The organism is Paraburkholderia caffeinitolerans (genome assembly GCF_902859945.1).
Taxonomy (GTDB): Bacteria; Pseudomonadota; Gammaproteobacteria; order Burkholderiales; family Burkholderiaceae; genus Paraburkholderia; species Paraburkholderia caffeinitolerans.
Map to the genome: position 1 here is coordinate 37787 of NZ_CADIKL010000051.1, position 14513 is coordinate 52299.

The following is a 14513-nucleotide window of genomic DNA, read 5'->3' on the forward strand; positions in this document are numbered from 1 at the left end:
CGATTGCGGCGTCATTGCTGTGCGGCGTCGATCACGGCCTGCACCGAGGGCGGAATGGCTTGCGCCTCGCCCTTGATTGCGGGCTTCGTGACGTCCACGCCGTGCTCAGCGAGCAGCTTGCGGCCTTCCGCGCTCAAGAGGAAGTTGACGAAGCGCGCTGCGCCCGCGCTATTGGGCGCGTCGTTGAGGATCGTAAGCGTGTAGTTCGCCTTGATGCCGAGTTCGGGCGCGGGGTGGATCGACGGAATCTTCAGGTCCGATGTTTCGGTCGAGTAGAAGAAGCCCGCGTCCAATTGGCCCGATTGCAGACGGCCTACGAGCGTTTCCTCGGGCAGCACTTGAGCGGGATTCTCCGGCGCGCCGAGCGTCTTTTCGACGAGATCAGGCTGGTTGTACGCTTGGGCCGCCTTCGTCATGAGCTCGACCGTGAACGCGCCCTTCGGGTCGAGCTTGGGATCGGTGCGGCCAAGGCGGATGCCCGGCTCACGCAGCACGGTGTCCCACTTCTTCGTCTTGAAGTCGGCGGCGAAGCGGCTCTTCGGGTTGTAGCCGATCATGAGCGGCGACTCCGCGAAATTCACGTACCACGAAACATGATTGCCATTGGCCTCGCCCATGAGGTTCGCGTTGACCTTCGGGCTCGCGCTGATGAACACGTCACCACGGCGCAGTTTGCCCTTCACTTCATTGGCGATCTTGTTCGAGCCGGCTGCGTAACCCTTGAAGTGCAGACCTGTTTCCTTCTCGAATGCCGGTCCCACGCTCTTTTCCATCAGGTTCACGAGCGAGCCTGCGTAGAGCACGTTGACGTCGCTGTCGTCGGCGGCGAATGCGCCCGTGCTCGCGGCGAGTACGCCGGACATCACCACGACAGACGCGATCAGCTTGCGGATCATTTCTTCTACCCCGTAGCGTTATAAAGGTGCATATATTACGACGGACCGCCGATTTTATGCACCTGGCCACATGGGCAATGTTCTCAATAACGTCTGGGGATGGTCGCTCTGTGCCGCTACACTGGGCCCTTGGATTCGGATTCGCACCGGCGCGCGTGCCGCACCGGTGCTTTCGTCAGTCAATTTCATCTTTTATATGGAGGCTCTCATGCGTACCAGCGCTCGCAATCATTTCTCCGGTCAGATCGCCGCGGTCAAGGCCGGCGCAGTCAACGACGAAGTCACGCTGCGCGTCGACGGCGGCCTCGAGATCGTCGCCATCATCACGCACGGCAGCGCCGCTTCGCTGGGCCTCGCGGCCGGCAAGAACGCGTTTGCGCTCGTGAAGGCTTCGTCGGTGATCGTGATGGTCGACGGCGACGCCAACAAGGTCTCCACGCGCAACGTCGTTGCGGGCACCGTCGCTTCGGTCACGAAGGGCGCAGTGAACGCCGAAGTCGTGATCACGGCGGCGGGCGGCGCGCAGATCGCGGCCATCGTCACGAACGACAGCGTGGACCGTCTCGGCCTCGCAGCGGGCAAGTCGGCTGCGGCGCTGTTCAAGGCGTCGAGCGTGATCGTGGGCGTGGACGCCTGATCGACTGACGTGCGAGGCGCGCGGCAACGGTGGCCGACATGACCGAGACCTTGCCCGGCGACGCGGCGGCGCCCGATTTCGAGCGCCGCGCCGCGGCCTGCCGTGACAGCCTGACCGGCGTGCCGGGCGGCGCGCGTTCCGAAGATGCGTGGCTGTTCGCGCGGCTCGTGGCGGCACGCGAAGTGCGTGGCGAACGGGCCTTGCTCGGGTTATCGGCGCAAGCGTTCGCGGGCCTCGCACAGCGGCATTTCGTGGCGGACGCGATGGCATTGCTGCCTTCGTCACCTCATCAACCGCCAATGCAACAAGCGGTGCCGATCGCCGATGAAACGCACGCCGCGTTTGTTGCTTCGATGTGCGAATGGCTGATCGGCCTTGCGTCGCGCGACGTAGACGCCGCCGATGCCCAGTGTCTCGCCGCGATACTCGCGCATGCGTGCCTGCGCCCCGATCACCTGTGGCGCGATCTCGGTCTTGCTGGCCGCGACGACGTCACGCACATGCTCACGCGCTTTTTCCCTGAAGTGGTCGCGCGCAATCGCGAAGGCCTGCGCTGGAAGAAGCTGCTCGCGCGCGAGCTGGCGCGGGCCACGGGCGGGGTGCCGGGACCCGCGCCGGGCTGCCCGGGTTGTGAGGATTTCGGCTTCTGCTTTCCGCTGGGGAATTGAACAACGCGGGCCATCACGGCCTGGGGCATCGTGTATGCTTGCGCCCATGACCCCACCCCCAAAAGATCAGACCCAGGCCGCTACGCCAACGCGGCGCAGTGCGCCTGAAGTGCGTTTTCGCATGCGTGTCATTCAGGACGGCACCATCGCGCTCGGGCCAGGCAAGGTGCAATTGCTGGAGGCCGTGCGCGAGCAGGGCTCGATTTCAGCGGCGGCGCGCAGCCTGAACATGTCGTATCGGCGCGCGTGGCTCCTCATGGACGAGCTCAATCGCGCGCTCGAATCGCCGGCCACCGTGTCCGAGCACGGCGGACAAAGCGGCGGAGGCAGCACGCTCACGCCCGTGGGCGAAGAGATCATCCGGCTCTATCGCGGCATCGAGGCGCGGGCCGCCGCCGCCTGCGCGCCCGAGATCGAGGCGCTGATGAAACTCGTCAAGGGCTGAACCCGCGCCGCCTAGCCGTGACGCAGGCAGAACCGCGAAACCGGCACGGCTGCCAGCGCGGGCGCGGCGTTCTCGTGCAGCCGCATCATCAATTCGACAAAGCTCGCGAGGCTCGCGGTGCGCAGCGGGTGCCAGCTCACCTGGTGCCGTTCGCACACGCGCTTGAGCATGGCCATCGAATCGTGGTCGATGCAGTCGACCGGAAACACGGCCAGATCGGCGCCCGCGAGCGAGGCTGCCAGCAGGCCCTTGCGGTCCTCGACTCCGCCATCGTGCACCGTGAGTTCGCCGCCCGCCGCAGCCACCCAGCGCCGCAGCGCGTGATTCGATCCGGGGCGTCCGCCCACGTAGACAATGCGCCGTCCCTTGAGCACCGCGCGCGGTAGCGCGCGGGGCCCATGCTCCTCGTCGGGCTGCGCGGCGCTTTCCATTGCGTGCGCTTCGGCGCGCAGGGCGTCGATCAGCGCATGCGCTTCATCTAGTTGCGTGCGCAACGTTAACAGGACGTTGGCGTCGGCGGTGGCGCGTTGCTCGGCGGCTTCGCAGCGGCTCGTTTGCAGCGCGAGCCGCGCGTCGCGGGCCGCGAGCGCTTCCTGCAATGCCGCCAGTCGCGCGTGCAACGCCGTGGTCTCGTGCGTTTCGTCCATGTTGTCCCGCGTCCCAGGCCGCAGCTCTTCGAGCAGCTTGCGGGCGTCGTCGCGTTCGCGGCTCATGGTGTTCAGGCGCATCTGCTGACGCTCCACCTTCGTCTGCAAGGCGGTGTTCTCTTCTTCGAGCGCCACGAGGCGGCGCAGGTCGGCGCGGTTCGCCGCGCCCACGAGATGCGAAAGCATGTGCAGATCGCCGAACGCGGCCTGGCGCACGGCCATCGTCGTTGCCGGATGGGTCATCAGCGCCCAGTAGGCGGGGGGAATGTCGCCGCTCGCGCGGGCCTCGTGCCAGAGCGCGAGGACGGCGTCGGCATCGCGCGCGGCGGAAAAGCGCCGCAGCGCGCCGGCGTAGCGCATGTCGAGCGCTTTTTGCAGTGCCTTGCCGAGCGCACCGCCCTGAATGGCGTGCTCGACCGCCGTGTGATGAATCTCTAGATCGCTTGCGCGCGCGCCGTCGAGCGCGGTGAATTTCGGCACGAGCTTGCGCAGTTCGTGCGTCGAAAGACAGGTGCCGATGATCGAGCAATGCAGGTGCGCGTCGAGTTCGGCGAGACGTGGGCGACGCCGCGATCGATCCAGATCGGCGGGCGTTGGGGTGCAGCAGGTGGCGGCGGGAGCGAAGGCGCGCAGATGCGGCGGCTCGTCCGGCGTCGCGGCGCCCGGCGTGCGGGCGAGGCGAAACGGCGGTGCGTGCATGGTGACCTCTGTTCCGGTTGGGAGCACGGGATGGCGATGCGCGTGGCACGGGCGTCCGCTGTGACGTACGGCTGCCGGCCGAGTTCGAAATATACCACGGAATATAGCGAGGTCAGGCCGCGCCTGTTTGCATGGGCGCGGCTGCTTCGGTCGCGGCGCGCGCGTCTTCGAGACGCTCCTGATGCCGCGCAAGCGCGTGCCCAACGCCCAGGCGGACGAACACGGCGTCGAGACGTTCCAGTTCGTCCGCGGCTTGCCTCATGGCTTCGGTGTCGAGGCTGAAGGCGTCGGAGAAGATGGCGTCGCGGGTCTTGTCGAGCCGGCGCGCGTCGCGGATCGCGCGCTTGAGCTCGCGATGCCGCGCAAAGCGCGTATCGGCGACGCGACGCGCGAGCACCGTGAGCAAGGGCTGAAGCGAAACCCCGCTGTCGCCGCGCAGCGAGGGCTCGCTGGCGCTGGCGGAGAACAGGCGGTTGAAGCGATCGATGCTTTCGCGCAAGCGCCGGAATGCGTCGATCACGTCGCGAATCTGCTCCGCGCGTTGCTGGCCGGAGGCGGGGCGCAAGATCGTGAACGTGGCGGGGGCAGCATCGAATGCACGTATGCCTGGGGAGCTTTCCGCCGCGTTCATCGCCAGGGGCTGTCGATTCACTCAACTCTCTCTTTATGATCGCTGGATCTCAAGTTGCATATCAGGACGGGAGGCCCGATGCCATCGATGTATTCTAATGTATATATCGATGCCGGTAATCCGCTGTGCGCATGAATCGATGAATCGCTGAATCGCGACGGCCACCCGCCGCTGCGTTGGCTATTCGGCCTGGGCTAGTCGGCCTGAGCCATCCGGCCAGGGTGCCGCATGCTGGTGGTTCCCGGTATCCTTTTGCTGATGGACGTGCTTCTGCGTTATTTTCACGTCCGCCCGGCAATCACTGAATCAAGCAAGTTTATGGAACCGTCGAATTTCGCCCGTGGGAGCCGCGCATGCGCGTAGGCCGCCCCGTCAAGGCGCTGCCGCAGCCGCTGTGCGATTACTGCGGCGCAAAGGCGCTGCTCGCCCGTTACGGCGAAGAAGCTTATCCGTACCGCGACGACCACGGCCCGCTTTGGGTCTGCGCGGCCTGCGAGGCGTGGATTGGCGTGCCCGCGCGCAGCACCCGCAACGTGCCGCTCGGGCGGCTCGCCAACGCCGCGCTGCGCGACGCCAAGAGCCGCCTGCACGATGCGCTGGAGCCGCTCGTTGCCGCCAAGGTGCGGCGCGACAAGGTGAATGTCTTCGAGGCGCGCGGCCGCGCGTTGCGCTGGGTGGCCGGGGAACTCGGCTTCGAGTTGCCGAATCCGTCGATCCACCATCTGACACTCGAACAGTGCGAGGCGGCCATCCGCCACGTGGAAGCCTTTATGGCCGCACGTCGCGCCCCCGACGACGCGCGCTAGCGCGGGCAGATGAGGGTCTGCCGCGCCCATCCGGCAACGGGCAGGCGCGAGCGCAGCGAAGGGCTCAGGCGAGCGCGTTCGCGACCATCCAGCCCGAAGCGCCGCCCAGGCCCGGACCCGGATGCGTCGAAGCGCCGATCTGATAAAGGTTCGCGTAGGGCGTCGCATGCACGCGCTTGCCCCGCACGCCCGCGAACGGCCGCAGCCAGAAGAACTGGTCGGGCGAACACACGCCCGAATACGGATCGCCGCCTACGAGGTTGCAGTTGAGTTGCTGCAGGTCGCTGGGCGAATACGCGCGCCGCCCCACGATTTTCGACGCGAGACCCGGCATCACGGTTTCGAGGCGGCGCTGTACGCGGTCGGCCACTTGCTCGCGCACGGCCTCGGTCCAGCGGCCATCGGTGGGCACGTCGATTTCGCCCGCCGCGTCGCCTTGCAGGCGCGACGGCATCTCCTGCAATTGCAGCCAGAGAATCGCGCCTCCGGCGGGCGCGCGGCTCGGGTCGACAGCCGTGGGCTGGCCGATCGCAATCGTCGGTCGCGCTGGAATCAGGCCGTTGTTGGCTTGGGCCACGGCCATGCACACCGACTCCATGCTTTCCGTGAGATGCACGAGCGGCACGCGCGCGAGTTCGGGCGCGCACCAGTCTGGCGCGGATCGCAGCGCGAAGTGAATCTGCATGTCGCCGCGCCCGAAACGATAGGCGCTGGCGCGCTCGCGCCACGGCGCGGGCGCGTCGGGCAACAGCCGTTCGTAGAGCTGATGCGGCGTGACGTTGCAGATCACGGCCAGCCTCGCGCGCCACGTCTTGCTGCCCGCGCGGTCGTTCGTGATGTCGTTGGTCACCACGCCCACGGCGCGCCCGTTTTCGGTCAGCACGCGCTCGACCTCGGTGCCGGTGAGGAACACGCCGCCGTGCTGTTCGATCAAGGCGCGGAACGCCTTGACGATGTTCGCGCTGCCGCCCTTCACCACGGGCATGCCGCCCGCCACGACGGCGGCGAACGTGAGCTTGCCGATGAGCGCCGATCCCGCGTCGTCGGGGCCGAGCCCGGTGTGCAGCGTCCACGGGGCGATGGCGGCGCGCGTGAGGTCGGCGCGCAACTCGCGTGCCCCCCAGCGCCGGAAGCTTTCCAGCGCGCTGCCCGCGAATGACACGAGCCCGTCGGTGCCGCGCGCACGCCATTCGCGCCATAGCAACTTCGCCATTTTCCAGCCGTACGGATGCTCGCCGAGCAAGCCGAAGGTCAACGCGGCATCCGCGCCGAAGAGGCGGCTCGCCACGGCCTCGAACGCCGCGCCGTCGCCCGCGTGCGCCGCATCGAAGCGGCGCGCGGTATCCGCGATATCGGTGCGAAATGCCATCGCCTCGCCGGCCGGGGTGACGACGCCCGTCGAGTATTCGCTCTGCACGAACTCGAGTCCGTTCGCGTGCAGTTCGTCTTTGAGCTCGGCGTAACCGGGACTGCCGACGAAGAGCGGATACCACGACGACAGCACGTCGTGCACATAGCCCGGAAACAGCTCCTCGCTGCGAATGCAGCCGCCCGGCTGCGCATTGCGTTCCATCACGACCACGCGCTTGCCGCGCCGCGCGAGCACCGCTGCGCACACGAGCGAGTTGATGCCGCTGCCCACGATGATGACATCGGTTTCTTCCATCGCCCCTCCATTATATCGTTATCCGAAACAAATTTACTGGTCCCGTGCGAACCACTCGCGCGGCGACACGCCCTGATCGGGGCCCAAGGTGGAAAAGCCGCCATCGACGGGCACGTCCACGCCCGTGATCCACGAGGCGTCGGGTGAGCAAACGAACGCCACCACGCGCGCGACTTCCTCGCCGCGCCCGACCCGGCCGAGCGGATGCAAGCGCTTGCCCACGCGATCGGCGGCGTCGATCGATCCGCCTGCGAGCTTTTCGAGCGAAGGCGACCATGTCCACGCGGGCGAGACGCTCACGGCGCGGATGCCGCGCGGCCCGAACTCCATCGCGAGATTACGCGTGAACTGCAGCATTGCCGCTTTCGAAGCGGGATAGAGGGCGCGTCCCGCCGCGCCGAACTTGCCGCCCGTGCTGCCGAGGTTGACGATCACGGCGGTATCGCGCAGATGCGGCGCGGCCTTCTGCACGAGCATCGCCGCCGAGACGAGGTTGACGTCGAGCAGGCGTAGCCATTGTTCGCGCGTGGAGGCGATGCCCGCGTCGTCGTAGCTGCACGCGTTGTTCACGACGAAGTCGATGCCGCCGTGCATCTCGCGCGCAATCTCGACCAGACGATCGAGTTGCGCATCGTCGGTGATGTCAGTTTCGACGAAACGCGCGAGCGGCCCGATCGATTCGCTCACCGCGCGGCCCGCTTGCGCACCGCGTCCGACAATCAGCACATGGGCGCCTTCGTGGGCGAGACCGCGCGCGATGTCGGCGCCCAGGCCTTGCGTGGCGCCCGTAACGATGGCGAGTTTTCCTGCGAGCTTGCCGACTTGATGATTTTTCATTCGTGATCCTTATCGCTTGAATGCGGCGCGCCGAAGATATCCGCGACAGTGGAAATTTCCGCGATCAACCGCATTGCTTCGAGCGAGGCATCGTGCGCGCGCCGGTCCGCACACGAGCATGCGTCGGCGGCCACGGTCGCGGTGTAGCCGAGATCGACGGCATGGCGCACGGTCATCTCGACAGTCGAATGCGTGGCAACGCCCGCGACGATCAAATGGCGTACGTCGTGCGCGGCGAGGATCTGTTCGAGCGGCGTGCCGATGAAGCCGCTGGTGCGCCGGTGATGCAGCACGTAGTCGAGCGCGCGCGTATCGTCGGGTTCGAGGCCCGGGTAGAACTGCGCGCCCCATGTGCCCTCGCGCAGTGCGCCCGCCTCGGCCGTGCGCACGAAGATGGGCGCGTTGCGAAGCAGGTCGGCGTAGTCGTGGCGAAACGCGATGCGAATGTGAAGGAGCGGCAACGCATGCCGCCGCGCCGCCGCAAGCAGTGCGCGCGCCGCGTCGAGCACGGCCGCGCGCTCGGGCTGCACCGCGTCGAAACCCACGCGAATCTGCCCGCCGGGATCGAGCACATCGTTCTGGTAGTGCAGCGCGATCACGGCGCTGCGCGCGAATGCCGAGGCTGACACCGAGGCTGACACCGAAGCTGACACAGCAGGCGCCATCACAAGAACACCTCGAGATTCGCGAACGCATCGGTCGAATTGATGAGATCGACGCGCTTCAGGTAGATCTTCCACTCGTCGCCGCGCGTGTCGAGCTTGTGCGTGACGAGGCCCGCGAGCGTGCGTTGCCCGAGCCGCCATTCGGTGACGAAGAGCGTCGAATGCACGATCAGGCGTCCTGCCTCGTCATGACCGTCGACAATCACGTTGCCGACCAGGCGCGCCGTGCGCGTGGGCGGTTGCTGCGACCAGTTGCGTGCGTTCGAGAGCCGACGCGCGCGCACTTCGCGCAGCGTTGCGTCTTCCCAGAACAGCGAAATGTGATCGCGCGCGCTGGTCTGGCCGGGCTCGTGCGGCAGCCAGTACATGCCGTCGGGCGTCCACAGGTCGAGCCATGCGTCGAACGCGCGTGTGTCGAGCAGGCGCGCCTCGCGATAGAGAAATTGCTCGGCTTCGGCGCGCAGCGCCGCGTCGAGCTGGCCATCGACCGAAGCGCTCCGCGCTGCGACGGTCGAAAGATCGAAGGTCGGGTCGTTGAGCATCACGCGTCTCCCTGATTCTGCGTTTGCTTTTGGGTTTGCGCGGCGTCGTCCACCATGAAGCGCTTCCACGCCGCGAACTGGTTGCGCATCGGCAACTCGCTGGTGCCGTTGATCGACACGAAGCCGTCTTCCACGGCGCGGTCCGTGCCTGCGTAGCGGTGCATGCTGACCCAGTCGCCGCCATGTGTCTGATTGCCTTGCTGGCAGCGCGCGTAGACCTCGACATCGTCGGGCATCACATTCGACGAAGGCGAGTTGATCACGTTGGCGTAGGTGAGTGCGCGATCGAACACCGCCTCGGGCGCGCCCTTCAGGCGAAATACCTGGATCTCCACGAGCGTCTTGTCGACGGCTATCGGCCGGATCACGCGGAATTGCTGGAACACCGTATGCGGCGAGCCGCTGCCGTAAATCACCGTGTTATGACGGTTCATGCCGAGAATGCCGCGCGCGCGTTCCTCGCCGTAAGTCTCGGCGAGCGCCGCGAAGTGCGCGTTCGACACCGGGTCGCGCGTGGCGGCCGTGGGGTCGAAAATGCCTTCCATGTAACCGTGGCCATATTCATAAGCGCGCAGTTCGAGCTTTTCCCAAAACTCGTAGGGCTCGCCATTGCCGTCCATGATCAGCAGTTCGAACGGCATCGCGCCCATTTCGGCAGCCTGCGAGCGTGCCGAGACCACCGACGATTCGTGCGTCACCGGCGCATGCATGGTGTCGTGCAGATTTTCGTAGAACACCTTCCAGTTCGAGCGTTGCAGCACGCGGAACACGCCGCCCGTGACTTCGACCTCGCCTACGGGCGAGCGGTCGCACAGGTTGTCGATCGACGAGGCCACGCCGTTCAGGAAGGTCTTGAGGTCGGGTCCATCGCTTGCCTGGCTCGCGAACACGAAGCCGCGATAGCTGTCCACGCGCGCGAGGCGGCGCATCGAAAAGTCGGGATGCTTCGGGTCGAAGCAGGTGTTTTGCAGGCCGTTGCGCAGCGGCGCGGAAAGATGCGTGCCGTCGAGCTTGAAGGTCCACGCATGATAGGGGCACCGAAAGAACTTGCCGGCCGAGCCGTCGCCGTCGGGCACGATCTGCGCGCCCTTGTGCGGGCAGCGGTTGTAGACCACGTGAATCTGGCCGTCCGAGGCGCGCACCATCACCACGTCCTGGTCGCCGAGGCGCGTGGTGTGATAGTCGCCCGGCGCTTTGACCTGGCTTTCGTGGCCAACGTAGATCCACGCTCGGCCGTAAATGCGCTCCATCTCCAGCACGAAAATCTCCGGGTCCGTGTAGACGCGCTTGTTGACGCTGTCCGGCCGCACGAGGCTGGCGAGGGTTTCATGATTAAGGCTCATGCCGCTTCCTTGCAGTGAGGTGAAGACCGTTAAAGATCGAGGACGAGGCACGCGCTTTTCGCGCGCGACACGCAGGGGCAGAACGCGCCGCGCGCGCGATCGTCGTCGCTCAGGCAGATGTCGCGATGGTCGGGCTCGCCGTCGATCAGTTGCGTCGCGCATACACCGCAGTCGCCGCGCTTGCAGTCGTAAAGCGGGTCGAGCCCGGCGTCGATCATCACGTCGAGAATCGAGGTGCCGGGAGGCACGACGAGTACGCGGTCGGAGGCCGCGAGGCGCACTTCGAAGGGGGCTTCGGCGTCGCCGGGCGCGGCTGGCGTTGCTGCGAACAACTCGCTGTGCAGCGCGTCGTCGGGCCAGCCGAGCGCGCGTGCGGCCGCCAGCGTCGCCGCGATCAGGCCCGCCGGGCCGCACACGTAGAGATGCGCGCCGGCCTCGGGCTTGCCGATCGTCTCGGCGAGCGGGATGCCGTGGCGCGGATCGCCGCCGTCGAACCAGCGCGTCGCCACGGGCAGCGCGCCCACTTCGTCGTGGTAAGCCATGCTGCTCGCGTCGCGCGCCGCGTAATGGAGCGCGTACGGCTCGCCCGCGGCGCCCAGCGCGTGCGCCATCGCGAGAATCGGCGTGATGCCGATGCCGCCCGCGATCAGCAGATGGCGGCGCGCGCCGGTTGCGAGCGCAAAGTCGTTGCGCGGCGCATCGATGTCGAATTCATCGCCTGCCTGGAGCGCGTGCATCCAGCGCGAGCCGCCGCTGCTCGCGGGTTCGAGCAGCACGGCGATTTCGTAGTGATCGGCGGGGCCGTGGGCATTGACGAGCGAATAGGCGCGGCGCTGCGTGCGCTCGCCGAGCGGCACGTGCACGCCGATGTGCGCGCCCGCTGTGAAGGCGGGCAGCGGCGCGCCGTCGGCCGCGACGAGGCGCAGGCGGCGGATTGCGGGAGTCAGGGAATCGATATGCGCAACGCGCATCCTGAGCGGGGACATACAGCGGCTCCGTGGTGGTGAGACGGATCGACTGTATGGCGGTCAAAATCGGCCGGATATCCGCGGAACGCAATGGCTGTCCGGCATGCGCAGGAATCGGCGGCGCGGCTTTTTCCGGGGCGCGGCGAGCGTGGGGCGAGCGTGGGGCGCCCCCCCCGGCGACGCCTAGCTCGCGCGCTGGCGCACCGCGCGCAGCGTGGCTGAAGGCGTTTCGCCGAACTTCTCGCGATAGGCGTTCGCGAAGCGGCCGAGATTGGCGAACCCGCAGCCGAGCGCGATGTCGGCCACGCGCTCGGTGTCCCTCGCGCGCAGCAGCAGGTCGCGCGCGCGTTCGAGCCGCGCCTCGCGCACCATCTGCATCGGGCTCGCGTGCGAGTGGCGCTGGAAGCTGTCGAGCAGCGTGCGCACGGGCACGCCTGCGGCTTGTGCAATATTGGCGAGCGTGATCGGCTCGCATGCGTGCTCGTCGATGTAGGCTTTCGCGCGCTTGACCGTGCGCGGCACGAACGCGGCGGGTGCGGCGGGCGTGGCCCGCGTCTGGCAATGGTGGGGCTGGCCCGCGAGCAGCATCGTCACCAGCAGGCGCTCGAATTCGACGGCTACGCGGCGGTCGCGCTGCGCAAGCGCGATGGTCTCCGGCGACGACGCGAGCAGCCGCAACTGCGCGAGCCATGGCGCGAGTTCGGGGCGCGTCAGGTCGAGCAGCGGCTCGATGTGCAGATGGTCGTAGCCCGTGTGCGCGAGCATCGCGCGCTTGTCGATGCGCACGAAGAACTGCTCGCAGTCGCCGGAAAACGTGCCGCCGAAGCGCATCTGCGGCCCGACGATCACGCCCTGCGTGGGCCCGACGATGGCGCGGCGCCCGGCCACCGTCACGTCGGCATAGCCCGAGAGGCTCAGGATCGCGAGGTAATAGTCCTCGATCTCGCCCGCGTCCACGCCCATCGCGCCCGCATAGCCGATGGTCCCGAAGCCGAGGCTGTCGATGCGCACATGGTTCATGTACGCCGAATGGCCGGCGCGCGCGACGCCCGGCATCAGGCGGTGCGGCTGCAGCACCGCCGCGATGCGCTGGCGCGTGTCGTCGACGTCGTTCGACTCGAAGTACCGGTATTGGCGCAACAGGGCCGGTTCGATCAGCATGGAAGCAGGCGGCATAGGCGTTCTTCGCTGCGTGTTTTGGCGACTCGAAGGCCCTGGAGGGCCACGGGAAGCGTAAGGATCGGGCGGCGCGAGTCGGTTGCCCGCGCAATGTCCCGAGCGTACCTCACTGTACACGTTCGTGACCTACATCAAAAAAATGCCCTCGCGCGGGGACGAACCACTTGCCAGAGTGGACAACGCCGCAGCTTCGAGCATCGGCCTGTCACCCACTGTTACATCGATCTTGAGCGGCGGCGCTCAACCTTGGCCGCCGCGTGCCGTTAATGAACCTGAAAGTGCACCTGTACACGCACCTGAATCGATACCGATGGGCGACATGGCCAAGACGATCCCCTTTCCGCAGCACAAGACCACCCGCGCCCGGCGCCAAAAGGCCGAGTTGCTGCCGATGCCGCGCGCGAACGCGGACGAACTCGCGCTGCAACTGCATCTGGCGCTCGCTTCGCTGCGCGCGGGCGGCGCACAGCACGATGCGCAGGCGCTCCTGCATGCGCACGTGCTCGCGCAGTCGATTGCCGGCGCGGGCTACGGCGCGCTGACGCCCGACCAGGTCCGTTGCGCCGACGAGGCGATCCTCGCGTGCTTCGCGCGTGGTGCAGCCGAGAGCGTTTGGCGGTTCGACGAACCCGAGTTCGAGGCGGTCAAGGCGATTGTGGGTGTCTACGACCAGCAGTTGCAGAGCGCGCCGTTCTGGGTGCTGGCCGAGGCCAGCGAGCGGCTGGAGCGCATGCGCACGGGCGGCGCGGGCGACACCCGGCAGCCGATGCGCAAGCACGCCTGAGGCTGGCGGACAGACGCTCAGGCTCAGGCGGGCACGTCGATTGCGGCTCGCGATTCACCGGAATGGCCTGTTTTTTGCCGATCAGTCCCCACATGCATCGCCGCCACGAGACCTCGATAGCTTACGTATTGCCTGCAAACAGGGCCGGATAAAAGCAGGGGTCTCTGGCGCATCGTCCCGCGCCACGGCCATGCCTGTGCAATGGCCGTGCAGTGGCCGTGTGGCAGCATTGGCACGACATTTGACGAGCGGCGCGAATCGTGTTGACTTCCGGCAGTGGGCGTGACTAAAATTCGCCCGTCTTAACAAAAGGGGCTGACGCCTTGGACAGTAGCAGTTGTCGATCTTCGAATAGTTTCGCTGCCTGACCGGCACGACGTCCGCGCTCCCTTTTCTTTCAGCCGCCGTCTTGCCAGCCAGGCAGATGGTGCGCGTCTCGCAGTAATTTCCGTGCACTCTAATTAGCGTCGACCCGGCGCAGCCGCGTTTTTTCTCGCGCGCAGCGTAAGGCCGACATCGCGCCGTGAGCGAATTTCGCTCGCGGCACGGTCCGTTCATTGCGCGCATCGGCAGGCAGTCGATGCCGCGCAACCCACGGGCCGTCACTTGCGTTGCGCATGGCCCAGGCCGATGCAACGGGCGCCCGCCAGCGCGCGCCAGTTGCTCCGTCTTGCCGCCATTCGGGATTCGCCGCGCTTCCATGCCGCCCGCCCTGTGCCGGCGTTGCAGGCAGCGCCTGAGGCCGCGTAACAGCAATAAACCGCAACAAGCCGCATTAAGCAGCATTTAGCATGCATTAAGCAGCAACATCCAGAAACGCTGGTGCTTCAAGACATGAATCAGTTCAACCTGTTATTCGCCCCAGGAGGCCGCTGATGGAGTTCAGATTCAACCTGAACCGTACGGCCAACGCCTCGGCGTGGCGCGTGCTGCCCAATCGCTGGGATTTCGTGGCGTTCCCGCTGATCATCTGTTTGATCGCCATGGCCGTGGTGGGCTTTCACGAGACCATGGCGCCCATCGCCACGCTCAAGACCCAGGCGATCTCGCTCGACCCGGCCAACCTGCCCGAGTACGCCATGCGCACCACGCTGCGCATG

General features: G+C 66.8%; 15 protein-coding genes and 1 pseudogene. 6 read left to right on the forward strand and 10 right to left on the reverse strand.

All coding sequences use genetic code 11. The annotated features are described in order from the left end of the window. Positions 1–11: 11 nt before the first annotated feature. Positions 12–863 carry an extracellular solute-binding protein gene (locus HV773_RS32305; RefSeq protein ID WP_377729411.1) on the reverse strand — a complete coding sequence of 284 codons (852 nt, stop codon included), beginning with the start codon at positions 861–863 and terminating at the stop codon, positions 12–14. A 241-nt stretch (positions 864–1104) separates the two neighbouring features. Between HV773_RS32305 and HV773_RS32310 the strand changes: the two genes are divergently transcribed. From HV773_RS32310 to HV773_RS32320, 3 genes are read left to right on the forward strand one after another with little or no spacing between them, the layout of a single operon-like run. Next, positions 1105–1533, forward strand: a complete 429-nt coding sequence (locus HV773_RS32310) for a TOBE domain-containing protein (protein ID WP_175197953.1) — start codon at positions 1105–1107, stop codon at positions 1531–1533. Positions 1534–1571: 38 nt separating this feature from the next. Then, positions 1572–2201: a nitrogen fixation protein NifQ gene (locus tag HV773_RS32315; protein ID WP_175197954.1), complete on the forward strand. Its 630-nt coding sequence runs from the start codon at positions 1572–1574 to the stop codon at positions 2199–2201. 46 nt (positions 2202–2247) lie between these two features. After that, positions 2248–2646 (forward strand): winged helix-turn-helix domain-containing protein, encoded by a 399-nt coding sequence (locus HV773_RS32320; RefSeq protein WP_246282553.1) that lies wholly within the window; start codon positions 2248–2250, stop codon positions 2644–2646. An 11-nt stretch (positions 2647–2657) separates the two neighbouring features. On the opposite strand, the gene HV773_RS32325 is transcribed toward HV773_RS32320, so the two are convergent. Then, positions 2658–3992 carry a DUF2325 domain-containing protein gene (locus tag HV773_RS32325; RefSeq protein ID WP_175197955.1) on the reverse strand — a complete coding sequence of 445 codons (1335 nt, stop codon included), beginning with the start codon at positions 3990–3992 and terminating at the stop codon, positions 2658–2660. Between the two features lie 112 nt (positions 3993–4104). After that, entirely contained in the window at positions 4105–4644 is a 540-nt protein-coding gene (locus HV773_RS32330; protein ID WP_175197956.1) for a hypothetical protein, read from the reverse strand. Positions 4645–4976: 332 nt separating this feature from the next. Between HV773_RS32330 and HV773_RS32335 the strand changes: the two genes are divergently transcribed. Then, positions 4977–5429 carry a zinc-finger-containing protein gene (locus HV773_RS32335; RefSeq protein ID WP_175197957.1) on the forward strand — a complete coding sequence of 151 codons (453 nt, stop codon included), beginning with the start codon at positions 4977–4979 and terminating at the stop codon, positions 5427–5429. Positions 5430–5493: 64 nt separating this feature from the next. Here HV773_RS32335 and HV773_RS32340 read toward each other — a convergent pair whose 3' ends face one another. The 7 genes from HV773_RS32340 to andR all read right to left on the reverse strand — a co-directional run bounded on the left by HV773_RS32340 (position 5494) and on the right by andR (position 12626). Continuing rightward, the gene (locus HV773_RS32340) at positions 5494–7095 is read right to left on the reverse strand and encodes a phytoene desaturase family protein (protein ID WP_175197958.1); all 1602 of its coding nucleotides are present in this window, start codon (positions 7093–7095) and stop codon (positions 5494–5496) included. A gap of 33 nt (positions 7096–7128) precedes the next feature. Next, positions 7129–7932 carry an SDR family oxidoreductase gene (locus HV773_RS32345; RefSeq protein ID WP_175197959.1) on the reverse strand — a complete coding sequence of 268 codons (804 nt, stop codon included), beginning with the start codon at positions 7930–7932 and terminating at the stop codon, positions 7129–7131. After that, positions 7929–8561, reverse strand: coding sequence for a cysteine hydrolase family protein (locus tag HV773_RS32350; RefSeq protein ID WP_377729402.1), 633 nt, complete (start codon positions 8559–8561; stop codon positions 7929–7931). The genes HV773_RS32345 and HV773_RS32350 overlap by 4 nt, the downstream gene beginning before the upstream one ends. Before the next feature lie 35 nt (positions 8562–8596). Then, positions 8597–9139: an aromatic-ring-hydroxylating dioxygenase subunit beta gene (locus tag HV773_RS32355; protein ID WP_175197960.1), complete on the reverse strand. Its 543-nt coding sequence runs from the start codon at positions 9137–9139 to the stop codon at positions 8597–8599. Continuing rightward, positions 9139–10482, reverse strand: a complete 1344-nt coding sequence (locus HV773_RS32360; protein ID WP_175197961.1) for an aromatic ring-hydroxylating dioxygenase subunit alpha — start codon at positions 10480–10482, stop codon at positions 9139–9141. The genes HV773_RS32355 and HV773_RS32360 overlap by 1 nt, the downstream gene beginning before the upstream one ends. 29 nt (positions 10483–10511) lie before the next feature. Further along, entirely contained in the window at positions 10512–11468 is a 957-nt protein-coding gene (locus HV773_RS32365; RefSeq protein WP_175197962.1) for a PDR/VanB family oxidoreductase, read from the reverse strand. Positions 11469–11633: 165 nt separating this feature from the next. After that, complete coding sequence (gene andR / locus HV773_RS32370) at positions 11634–12626, reverse strand: anthranilate 1,2-dioxygenase regulatory protein AndR (RefSeq protein WP_175197963.1); 993 nt, start codon at positions 12624–12626, stop codon at positions 11634–11636. Between the two features lie 322 nt (positions 12627–12948). Between andR and HV773_RS32375 the strand changes: the two genes are divergently transcribed. Together HV773_RS32375 and HV773_RS32380 are read left to right on the forward strand one after the other, a co-directional pair. Next, positions 12949–13413, forward strand: coding sequence for a hypothetical protein (locus tag HV773_RS32375; RefSeq protein ID WP_175197964.1), 465 nt, complete (start codon positions 12949–12951; stop codon positions 13411–13413). Between the two features lie 875 nt (positions 13414–14288). Next, positions 14289–14513: pseudogene (locus tag HV773_RS32380) on the forward strand (sulfonate ABC transporter permease); the annotation flags it as partial.

Coding starts and splice junctions, on each gene's coding strand:
- HV773_RS32305 (WP_377729411.1), bottom strand. CDS start 863: ATGTCCGGCGTACTCGCCGCGAGCACGGGCGCATTCGCCGCCGACGAC.
- HV773_RS32310 (WP_175197953.1), top strand. CDS start 1,105: ATGCGTACCAGCGCTCGCAATCATTTCTCCGGTCAGATCGCCGCGGTC.
- HV773_RS32315 (WP_175197954.1), top strand. CDS start 1,572: ATGACCGAGACCTTGCCCGGCGACGCGGCGGCGCCCGATTTCGAGCGC.
- HV773_RS32320 (WP_246282553.1), top strand. CDS start 2,248: ATGACCCCACCCCCAAAAGATCAGACCCAGGCCGCTACGCCAACGCGG.
- HV773_RS32325 (WP_175197955.1), bottom strand. CDS start 3,992: ATGCACGCACCGCCGTTTCGCCTCGCCCGCACGCCGGGCGCCGCGACG.
- HV773_RS32335 (WP_175197957.1), top strand. CDS start 4,977: ATGCGCGTAGGCCGCCCCGTCAAGGCGCTGCCGCAGCCGCTGTGCGAT.
- HV773_RS32340 (WP_175197958.1), bottom strand. CDS start 7,095: ATGGAAGAAACCGATGTCATCATCGTGGGCAGCGGCATCAACTCGCTC.
- HV773_RS32345 (WP_175197959.1), bottom strand. CDS start 7,932: ATGAAAAATCATCAAGTCGGCAAGCTCGCAGGAAAACTCGCCATCGTT.
- HV773_RS32355 (WP_175197960.1), bottom strand. CDS start 9,139: ATGCTCAACGACCCGACCTTCGATCTTTCGACCGTCGCAGCGCGGAGC.
- HV773_RS32360 (WP_175197961.1), bottom strand. CDS start 10,482: ATGAGCCTTAATCATGAAACCCTCGCCAGCCTCGTGCGGCCGGACAGC.
- HV773_RS32365 (WP_175197962.1), bottom strand. CDS start 11,468: ATGTCCCCGCTCAGGATGCGCGTTGCGCATATCGATTCCCTGACTCCC.
- andR (WP_175197963.1), bottom strand. CDS start 12,626: ATGCCGCCTGCTTCCATGCTGATCGAACCGGCCCTGTTGCGCCAATAC.
- HV773_RS32375 (WP_175197964.1), top strand. CDS start 12,949: ATGGCCAAGACGATCCCCTTTCCGCAGCACAAGACCACCCGCGCCCGG.